The following is a 9,485-nucleotide window of genomic DNA, read 5'->3' on the forward strand; positions in this document are numbered from 1 at the left end:
GGACCGCCCACGATCCGGTCCTGCTGCGCGCCGCCGGCCATGCCCAGCAGTGGCCCGGTGCCGCCCGCGCTGCGCAGGTAGAACAGCAGGTGCAGCAGGGACAGCTCGTCCGCGGCGGTGGCCAGCAGCCCGCCGGCGAGCAGCCGCCCCAGGTAGTCGGCCGTGTCGGTGTCCCCGGCCGTGGCGCGCAGCCAGCCGCCGAGCGTCGTCGCGTCCCACCGTGCGGCCTCCGGCGCCCGCCACGGCTCGGCCGGGTCCAGGACGGCGGCGTACCCGTCGAGCAGCCCGAGTACCCGGGCGACCTGCGCCGGCGGGTCGGGTCGCCGCTCGCCGGCCCACAGCAGGGTGGACGCGCCGAGCGCCGCCGAGGCGAAGGTGACCAGCCCGTGCTCGGCGACCAGCGCGTACATCCGGTCCTGGGTCGGGCCGATCCACTGGGCGCCCAGGTCGAGCTGCGTCCCGTCGGGCAGCCATCGGGTCAGCACCCGCCCGCCGACGCGGTCGCGGGCCTCCCGCCCCCGCACGCGCGCGCCGGCCCGGTGCAGCGCCGCCGCGGCGGCGAGACCGGAGAAGCCGGCGCCGACCACGACCACCCGGAGGCCCTCGGACACGGCGACGTTCTACCCCAAAGCGTCGGGCATATGACTCTTCGCCGGCCCGCAGCGATGATCGCGGTCCGGGTGGGGTGGCATCGACGGTCCTATACTGTGCCTACCGGTCGTGGAACCCGTGAGCGGAGGCGGGCGTGCCACTCTTTTTCCTGAGTTACGCCCAGGAGGACAACCGCAACAGCCAGATACAGGAGTTCTTCGTCGATCTCAGCGAGGCGGTGGCCGGGCTGGCCGCCCTCCACTGGGACGAGGCGGGGTTCATCGACGGGCACATCCCGCTCGGCAGCACCTGGCCGGACACCCTGTCCGACGCGTTGTCCACCAGCGCCTGCCTGGTCGCGCTCACCTCGCCGCGGTACGTCGTCAGCGACTACTGCGGTCGGGAGTTCCAGGTCTTCGCCGACCGGATCGACGAGCACGAGCGGCAGTTCCACGTTCGTCCGCCCGCGATCGTGCCGGTGCAGTGGCTCCCGTGCGACCGGCTGCCCACGGCGGTCGCCGGCTTCCAGTACCGCAACTTCCACACCGGCACCGCCTACGCCCAGGACGGCCTGCTCACCCTCAAGCAGCGCAAACGGCACGAGGACGATTACAAGGACTTCGTCGACGCGCTCGCCCGGCACATCGTGCAGACCGCCCGCGACCACACCCTGCACCGGCCGGCGCAGCGCCCCGTGCTGTCCAAGGTGACCAGTGCCTTCGACCGGCCGGCGAGGCCGCAGGCGCACCACGGCCCGAGCATGTCGACGGCGGTGCAGCGGGCCACCAGTGCCCGGCACGTGCACATCGTGCTGGTCGCCGGCAGCTCCGCCGAGCTGGCCGGCAGCCGGCCCGGCGCCGAGGACCGCTACGGCGCGGTCTCGCGGGACTGGCGGCCGTACCGGCCCGAGCTGGAGGTGCCGATCGGCAGCTGGGCCGGGGCCATCGCCACCACCAAGAGCTACGGCTGGACAGTGGAGGACGCCGAGGAGCTGGCCGTGGTCCGGGAGTGGGCGCGGGCGCACAACCAGATCGTCGTGCTGGTGGTCGACGTCTGGTCCGCCGACCTGCCGCGCTACCAGGTCAGCCTGATCGGCTACGACCGGGACGTGAACTCGCCCCGGGCGCCGGTGCTGGTGCCGTGGACGGCCGCCGACGACGCGGCTGCCGGCGGCAACCGCAAGATGTGGGACACCCTGGCCCGGGTGCTCCCGCATCACGTGCTGCACAACACCCGCGACGTGTGGCGCACCGAGATCGCGACCTCCGCACGCTTCCAGGAGGAACTGGAGGACGTGCTGGTGGTCGAGCAGGGTCGGATCTACCGCACGGGCACGGTCTACCAGGAGCCGCCCACCGACGGCTCCGGTCTTCGCCCGATCCTCGAAGGTCCCTAGGGGAGGCACGCCATGGCGGTGAACGAGACGGCACGCGGCCAGATCGTGACCTTCTACTCGTACAAGGGCGGCACCGGCCGCACGATGGCGCTGGCCAACGTGGCCTGGATCCTGGCCAGCCAGGGGTTGCAGGTGCTGGTCGTCGACTGGGACCTGGAGTCTCCGGGCCTGCACCGCTACTTTCATCCGTTCCTGCGCGACAAGGAGCTGCGCGCCACCCCCGGCGTCATCGAGATGATCTGGGATTACTCGATCGCCACGATGCAGCGCAACCGTGACGAGGACTCCCAGGAGATCCTCACCGGTCATGCCAAGATCCAACGACGCGCGGTCTCGCTGAACTGGGACTTCAGCCACGGCGGCGTGATCGACTTCGTGGCCGCCGGGCAGCAGGACTCGGCGTACTCCCGGCTGGTGAGCACCTTCGACTGGGCCAACTTCTACGAGCGGCAGGGCGGCGCGTCGTTCATCGACGCGGTCCGGGCGCAGATGCGCGCCGAGTACGACGTGGTGCTGATCGACAGCCGCACCGGCCTCAGCGACGTCGCCGGCATCTGCACCGTCCAACTGCCCGACCTGGTCGTCAACTGCTTCACCATGTCCACCCAGAGCATCCGTGGCGCGGCGGCGGTGGCCCGCTCCATCCGCAGCCAGCGCCCGGACGACCCGCCGCTGCTGCTGCCGGTGCCGATGCGCGTGGAGGACGCCGAGCTGCGCAAGCTGGAGACCGGTCGGGACCTGGTCCGCGCCGAGTTCGCCCCGTTCCTCGACCACCTCTCCGACGCGGCGGCCGCCCGCTACTGGAACACCATCGAGGTGCCGTACCGCACGTTCTACGCCTACGAGGAGATCCTCGCCGCGTTCGGCGACCGGCCCGAGCAGGTCGGCACCCTGCTGGCCGCGTACGAGCAGCTCGCCTCGGTGATCACCGACGGGCGGATCACGCAGCTGCACCCGATCGGCGAGACGGACCGTCGCCGCTCGCTGGCCGAGTTCGAACGGAGCCGGCTCACCGCCGAGCAGGCCGTGCTGCTCAGCTACGCCTCCGCCGACCGGCTCTGGGCCGAGTGGATCACCGACCAGTTGGAGGACGCCGGGCTGCGGGTGGACCGCCGCGCGCTGGACGTGCCGCTGCTCGCCGGCGGGCGGGCCGAGTTCGACCGGGCCGTCAGCGGCGCCAGCCGGGTGCTGGCCGTGCTCACCCGGCACTACGCGAGCACCTCCCTCGCGGGTGAGGTGTGGAAGACCGCCACCGGCCGCGACCAGCTCGGCGGCGGGGGAGTGCTGGTGCCGCTGCGGGTCGACGAATCGCGGCTGACCGCCCCGTACAGCGAGCACAGCCCGGTCGACCTCACCGACAGCGACCCGTCCACCGCGCGGACCCGGCTGCTGGAGGCGGCGGGAACGCCGACGATCACGGCCGGCGGTCGCGCGGTCGGCCGGTTCCCCGGCCCGTTCCCGGCGATCTCCAACGTCCGCCAGCACGGGACGCCGTTCGTCGGCCGCGCCGCCCAGCTGGAGGCGCTGCGCGACCGGCTCACCACCTCGCCGGACTCGGCCACCCAGGTCGTGCACGGCCTCGGCGGCGTCGGCAAGACCCAGCTCGCCGCCGAGTACGCGCTGCGCTTCGGCCGCGACTACGACCTGGTCTGGTGGATCCCGGCGGACAGCGAGGACCGCATCCGCGGTGGTCTGGCCGACCTCGGCCAGGCGATGGGGCTGGGCACGGGCGGCGGCGCCGAGGCGGCCCGCCGGGTGCTCGACACGCTGCGCCGCGCCGGGCCCGACCGGCGCTGGCTGATCGTCCTGGACAACGCCGACAAGCCCACCCGCGCCACCCGGTCGCTGCTGCCGCAGGGGCCCGGCCACGTCCTGCTCACGACCCGCGACCAGAGCTGGAGCGAGTACGCCACGGCGACCGAGCTGACCGTCTTCGACCGCGCCGAGAGCGTCCAACTGCTGCGCGACCGGGTCCGCGGGCTCACCGAGGCCGAGGCCGCCCAGGTGGCCGAGAAGCTCGGTGACCTGCCGCTCGCCGTCGAGCAGGGCGCGGCGTACCTGCGGGCCAGCGCCATGCAGGTCGAGAAGTACCTCAGCTCGCTGGACACCCCCGGCCTGCTGCGCATCCTCGACGGCCGGCAGTCCGCCGGCTACTCCAAGGCGCTCGCCGCGACCTGGCTGTTCACCCTCGGCCAGTTGCGCGAGGAGAAGCCGGCGGCGGCCCGGCTGCTGGAGCTGTGCTCGTTCTACGCGCCGGAGCCGATCCCGGTCGCGATGCTCACCGGCGACCGCTTCGCCAGTTTCATGGCCCCGATCGACCCGACGCTGACCGACCCGATCCTGCAGGGCCTGGTCACCGCCGAACTGGGCCGCTACGGCCTGGCCCAGGTCGACGCGGAGAACAACTCGGTGCGGATCCACCGGCTGGTCCAGCTCGTCATCCAGGACCAGCTGGCCGACCCCGACGAGGCCCGCCGGGAGGCCCAACTGCTGCTCGCCGCCGCCAGCCCACGCGACCCCGACAGGCCGGTCAACTGGCCGCGGTACGCCGAGCTGTGGCCGCACGTACGCCCCAGCGGCCTGCACCTGTCCACGATGGACGAGGCCCGGCAACTGGTCGTGGACATCGTGCGCTACCTCTACCGCCGGGGCGACTACGACACCAGCCGCGCACTGGCCGAGGAGTCGCTGGCCGCGTGGCGCGACACCGACGAGGACGACCCCACCAAGCTGCGGATGCGCTTCCACCTGGCGAACGTCCTGCGCGCGCAGAGCCACTTCGACGGGGCGTACGAGATCGACCGGGACGTCTACGACCGGCAACGGCGGATCTTCGGCGAGGAGCACCTCTACACCCTGATGACGGCCCGCAGCCTCGGTGCGGACCTGCGCGCCCAGGGTCTCTACCACGAGGCCGAGGCGCAGGACCGGCGCACCCTGGAGCTGAGCGTGCGCAGCTTCGGCGACGACAGCGGCCGTACGCTGACCGCGGAGAACAACCTCGCCGTGTCGCTGCGCCTGGTCGGTGACTTCCGCGGCGCTGCCGCGCTCGACCAGAATATCCACGAGCGGCGGCGGGACCGCTTCGGTGAGGAGGATCCGTCCACCCTCGCCTCGGCCAGCAACTACGGGCGTGGCCTGCGCGACACCGGCGAGCTGTGGCGGTCGCACAGCGTCCTGCAACGCACCTACACCATCCAGCAGAAGGTGATCGGCGCGGACCATCCGGAGACCCTGCGGACGGCGAAGGAGCTGGCGCTCACCCTGCGTCAGCTCGGGCGCTTCGCCGACGCGCACCGGCTGATCGAGCGGACCGTGGTCCGCTACCAGCGCACCCTGGGCGGTGAGCACGCCGACACCCTCTCCGCCGAGATGGCCCTGGCCACCACCTGGTCGGCGGTGGGCGACAACCAGACCGCCCTGCGGGTGGCACGCCGCCTGCGCGACGGCTACAACGAGGTGCTCGGCGAGTCGCACGCCATCACCCTGGCCTGCCTGAACAACCTCGGCGTGCTGCTGCGCAAGCAGGGCGACCACACCCAGGCCCGCGAGCTGTCCCAGCGGGTCCGCGACCAGTTGCTGACCAACCTCGGCGAGCGGCACCCACACACCCTGCTGGCCACCCTCAACCTGGCCAACGACCTGTTCGCCCTCGGCGATCGCGACAACGCGTTGCTGCTGGACACCACCGCGTACGTGGAGCTGACCCGGGCGCTGGGCGCCGAGCACCCGGACACGCTCTCCGCCTCGGTCAACCTGGCGTTGAGCCGGCAGGCCACCGAGAGCGAGGCGGACGCCGGCCGGGCGCTCTACGACGAGGCGTTCGGCCAGTTGGTGCAGCTCTTCGGCGGTGACAACCCGCGGGTGATGCAGGCCCGCCAACGGGAACGCTCCAACGCCTACATCGAACCGGCGCTGCTCTAGTGGGACGGGATGGTGCATATGTCGAGGCGGCGTAGGCCACGGAGCCGGGTCCCCGCCGAAGGGCCGCCGCAACCATCGAACGGGTCGTCGAGGTCGCGCAGGATGGCATCGCGGTTGGCGGCGATCGTCGGCGCGAGCGGCCTGCTGGCCGCCCTCACCGGCGTGGTGGTCGCCCGCAGCTTCGATCCGGTGGTCGATGGGGCCGCGGACGTAATCGGCAGTGACCCGTTGCAGGTGTACGCGGTTCCGGACCGCGACCTGGGCGCGGAGCTGGATGCTGCCTGGGTGTCGGGCCGTCCACTGCCGTCGAGCATCACGACGGGCGGTCAGAGCCCGGAGCGGCTCACCGCTGTCCTGCTCGCCGCGGGCGTGGTCCGGGCGGGTCAGGCCACGACCGCGGTCACGATCGAGAACAAGCGCTCTGATACGGCTGTCCTGACCGCGATCACCGCCTCCGTGCACCGGCGTGCCGTGCCGCTGAGCGATTCCTTGGTCGTCATTTCGCGGGCGGGGGGTGGCCCCGGTGCGGGTCCGGTCGCGCTCGGATTCGATCTTGACGGGCCCAGTCTGTCCGCGCAGGCGTTCGGCAAGCACGACGTCTTGACCGGTCCGTATCTTGACACAACCGGCCTCACGCTGACCGGCGGCGAGAAGCTGAGGTTCAATTTCGTCGGACGTACGAAATCCAGCTATGTCGAGTGGTCAATCAAGATCGACTATGTGGTCAGTGGTCGGGCCCGGACGCTGACGGTGCTTCCGGGCGGCTCTCCCATGCGGGTGACCGCACTGATCAGCCGCTATTCCCACTCGTACCGATGGAATGACGAGGGCGTGCAACGGGTGCCGGTCGAGCAGGTGTGCGGCTCGGACTGCCGGCGTGAGCAGTGGCGGAAACCGGAATGAGGAGCGGGTTCGGGATAAGGCCTGGCGTGCGCATCGTCCTCCTGACTGTCGTCCTCTTGGTGCCGTCCCTCCTGACGGCGCTTCTCGTGGTGCGGAACGAGGGCCGACACCAACCATCCGGAACGCCCGACGTCCAGCCCGTCGACACGGCGTCAACACCACCGGCCACAGTGCGCGCGGACGTGGTGCCCTTCCAGATCGGCGCGCTCGCCACGCCGCTGAAGACCGGCGAGAAGCCGCCTCCCGCCCGTACCTGTGCGGAGGCGATGAATTGGATGCGGGCGATAGGTGGCGCGGCCATCGGTGAGGCACGGGCAGAGATCTCGATCCGAGTCCCGAGACGGGTGCAGGTCAACGTCCGCGACATCCGGGTGCGAACCGTCGACTCGGAGGCCGTCGACCCTCGAGCCGCCGTCGTCTGCACCAACTCCGACTACACGGTGGATCCTCGTCCGGGGAACTGGCGCTTCGCGGAGACGTTCGGCATCCTGGGCGCGCCCGCATCAACCAAGACCGAGGTCGTACAGCTTGCGAGGCCCGAAGAGTCCGTCGATCGGCCGGCAGTCAGAATGTCGTACCTGGGCGTGACCAGCGAGGACCTGGACGTGCCGGCCGGCGGGGACCTGCGGGTGCCGTTCTACGTGACGGGGCATGGCGGGCCCGCCCACCGGATCGGGTTCCAGATCGAGGTCGACGTGACGATCAACGGCGTCCAGGAAACCCACATCCTCGACGATGGTGGCCGCCCCTTCTCCCTCTACGACAGCACGTTGCGCTACCTCGACGCCAACTACGACTGGCTGGCGGACAAGAGGGAGTGGGTGGTCAATGGAGGCGATCGGACCATTTCGGTCGCTCCGGCCACTGTGCCGACGACCAGGTGGTGCAAGGCGCTCTCCCTCGCCGAGGTCCGACGGGTGCTGCGACAGTGGGTGGAGGCGCAGTCGTTCGACTCGGATTTCCGGCCCAGCTGCGCGTGGTTCGACGGCGCCGTACGACTCAATCTCGCCCTGGACCTCGAGCCAGACGAAGCGTCCGCGAGGGCCGAGTTCGCCTCCATGCGCAACGGGACGCTCGGCCTCGGGGGCGGCATCAAGCCGCACGTCGTCGACATCGGAGACGAGGCGGTGGCGGCGGCCGGTTCCGGCATCTACGAGGTTTTTGTCCGAAGTGGTGCGGAGATGATGAGCCTTACCCTCGGCGATCCCGAATTCCGGAATGACCCAGCGGTGCTGAGCGCGCTCGTCGAACTCGCCCGAACCGCCGCCGAACGCCTCTGGTGACGACGGCTCGGCCGCTTCCTCGTGGACGGGTTCACCATGATCACCGACGTTGCGTCAGGGCGGCTGCCACCGTGAGCACATCGGTATCAGGGACCGCCTGATGGGTTGCGCGGACCAGGTCCGGCCGCGCCATCAAGGTGTGCGCCGCGTCGGAGTGGCCGCCTCGACGGGCAGCGAGCATCAAGCCGACCCACGCGTCGCTGTCTTCGGGATCATCGATCAGCCGCCGCTGGTACGCCATCAACGCGCCCGCCACGTCACCTGCGACGTAAGCCCGGTCCGCCGGATCGTCAGGGAAAAACCCGCTGCCGGGGGCGACGAGCTGGCGGCGCACCGCCGCCTCGGGGCCACTGCGCACGGCTAGCGCGGGTCGAGCCGCGGTGGCCGTCACGATAGGTGCGGGGCCGCCGCCCGACCATGGCTCGCCTCGCCGCACGGCGCGTAACGCCAGCTCGACCTCCATGGGGTCGGGAACCAGGTTGGCCAGGCCCCAGCGCACCGCGCTGGCGTCCGCCACGTCCCGCACCGCCGCCTCGACCGCGCCGTCGACCGGGTCGCGCCAGCCGCGCAGGGTGCTCGCCATGTCGGCCACGAACGCCCGGCCGGCCGCGGTCAGCTCGGCCGCGTCGGCGAGCTGCCGGACCGCGCGGATGGTCTGCTCCCGCCAGTACGCGTACTCGAACGCGGCGGCTGTGCCCTCGTGTCGCCGGCAGCGCCACACCTCGGCCACTCCCAGGTGCGCGTACGCGCCCTGCAGCAGCGCGCCGACCGGGCGCGGGTCCAGTCGCCAGGGCGCCCGGTAGCGGGCCGGCCCTCCCGGGCGGTGAAGCGGAACCAGATCGAGCAGCGCGCCGAGTTTGGTGTGCTGCAACTCGTGGACGAGCAACAGCGCGAGGGTCCGCGCGTCGGCGGGCACGGAGAGCGCGATGGCGCCGAGCGCGTCCCTGCTGGTGGCGCTCACCGGGTTGCCCGAGGGCGGCGGTCGCAGCGGCACGAGTGTGCGCAGCAGCCCGGCCAGCGCGTCGGCGTGCGCCGGAAGGTGGGCACGCAGCCACTGCCCGGCCTCGGCGGTGAGCCGGTCCAGTCGGTCGGCCGACACGTCGTCCAGTCGGGGTGCCGACGGCCGGTGGTAGCAGTCGCGCCACGGGTCCTGGTCGTCGACCAGCACCTCGACCGCGTCGAACGGCCTGGTCCTGCGGACCGGCAGCCAGCCGATCCCGCCGACGCCCGCGTCGAGCAGCCGGCCACCGCCGGCCTCGACCCGTACCCCGTCCGCGTCGCCGCTGGCGGCGTCGATCCGCAGCGTGCCGGCCTCGCCGGACAGCCGCACCGGGCTGTCGAAGGGCAGGCCCGTCGCCGCGCCGACGGTGGGCCCGGGCTAGCTGAAC

The 9,485-nt window shown here is 71.8% G+C and carries 6 protein-coding genes; 4 read left to right on the forward strand and 2 right to left on the reverse strand.

What is annotated here, in order from left to right:
• The coding region (locus ABZU46_RS29070; RefSeq protein WP_354862735.1) for an FAD-dependent oxidoreductase at positions 1–611 on the reverse strand (611 nt) is incomplete at its 3' end.
• A gap of 134 nt (positions 612–745) precedes the next feature.
• On the opposite strand from ABZU46_RS29070, the gene ABZU46_RS29075 reads away from it, so the two are divergent.
• From ABZU46_RS29075 to ABZU46_RS29090, 4 genes are all read left to right on the forward strand, one after another.
• On the forward strand, positions 746–1,987 hold the full coding sequence (locus ABZU46_RS29075) for a TIR-like protein FxsC (RefSeq protein WP_354862737.1): 1,242 nt from the start codon (positions 746–748) through the stop codon (positions 1,985–1,987).
• A gap of 12 nt (positions 1,988–1,999) precedes the next feature.
• Positions 2,000–5,911, forward strand: a complete 3,912-nt coding sequence (gene fxsT, locus ABZU46_RS29080) for an FxSxx-COOH system tetratricopeptide repeat protein (RefSeq protein ID WP_354862739.1) — start codon at positions 2,000–2,002, stop codon at positions 5,909–5,911.
• A gap of 102 nt (positions 5,912–6,013) precedes the next feature.
• A complete protein-coding gene (locus ABZU46_RS29085) occupies positions 6,014–6,814 on the forward strand; it encodes a hypothetical protein (RefSeq protein ID WP_354862741.1) in 801 nt (266 codons plus the stop codon).
• Positions 6,811–8,097 (forward strand): hypothetical protein, encoded by a 1,287-nt coding sequence (locus ABZU46_RS29090; RefSeq protein WP_354862743.1) that lies wholly within the window; start codon positions 6,811–6,813, stop codon positions 8,095–8,097. Before ABZU46_RS29085 ends, ABZU46_RS29090 begins: the two co-directional genes overlap by 4 nt.
• A gap of 40 nt (positions 8,098–8,137) precedes the next feature.
• Here the strand turns inward: ABZU46_RS29090 and ABZU46_RS29095 are convergent, their stop codons facing one another.
• Complete coding sequence (locus ABZU46_RS29095) at positions 8,138–9,427, reverse strand: HEXXH motif-containing putative peptide modification protein (protein WP_354862744.1); 1,290 nt, start codon at positions 9,425–9,427, stop codon at positions 8,138–8,140.
• Positions 9,428–9,485 lie beyond the last annotated feature (58 nt).

The organism is Micromonospora sp. NPDC005197 (genome assembly GCF_040608295.1).
In the GTDB taxonomy this organism is placed as follows: domain Bacteria; phylum Actinomycetota; class Actinomycetes; order Mycobacteriales; family Micromonosporaceae; genus Micromonospora.

Coding starts and splice junctions, on each gene's coding strand:
- fxsT (WP_354862739.1), top strand. CDS start 2,000: ATGGCGGTGAACGAGACGGCACGCGGCCAGATCGTGACCTTCTACTCG.
- ABZU46_RS29085 (WP_354862741.1), top strand. CDS start 6,014: ATGGCATCGCGGTTGGCGGCGATCGTCGGCGCGAGCGGCCTGCTGGCC.
- ABZU46_RS29090 (WP_354862743.1), top strand. CDS start 6,811: ATGAGGAGCGGGTTCGGGATAAGGCCTGGCGTGCGCATCGTCCTCCTG.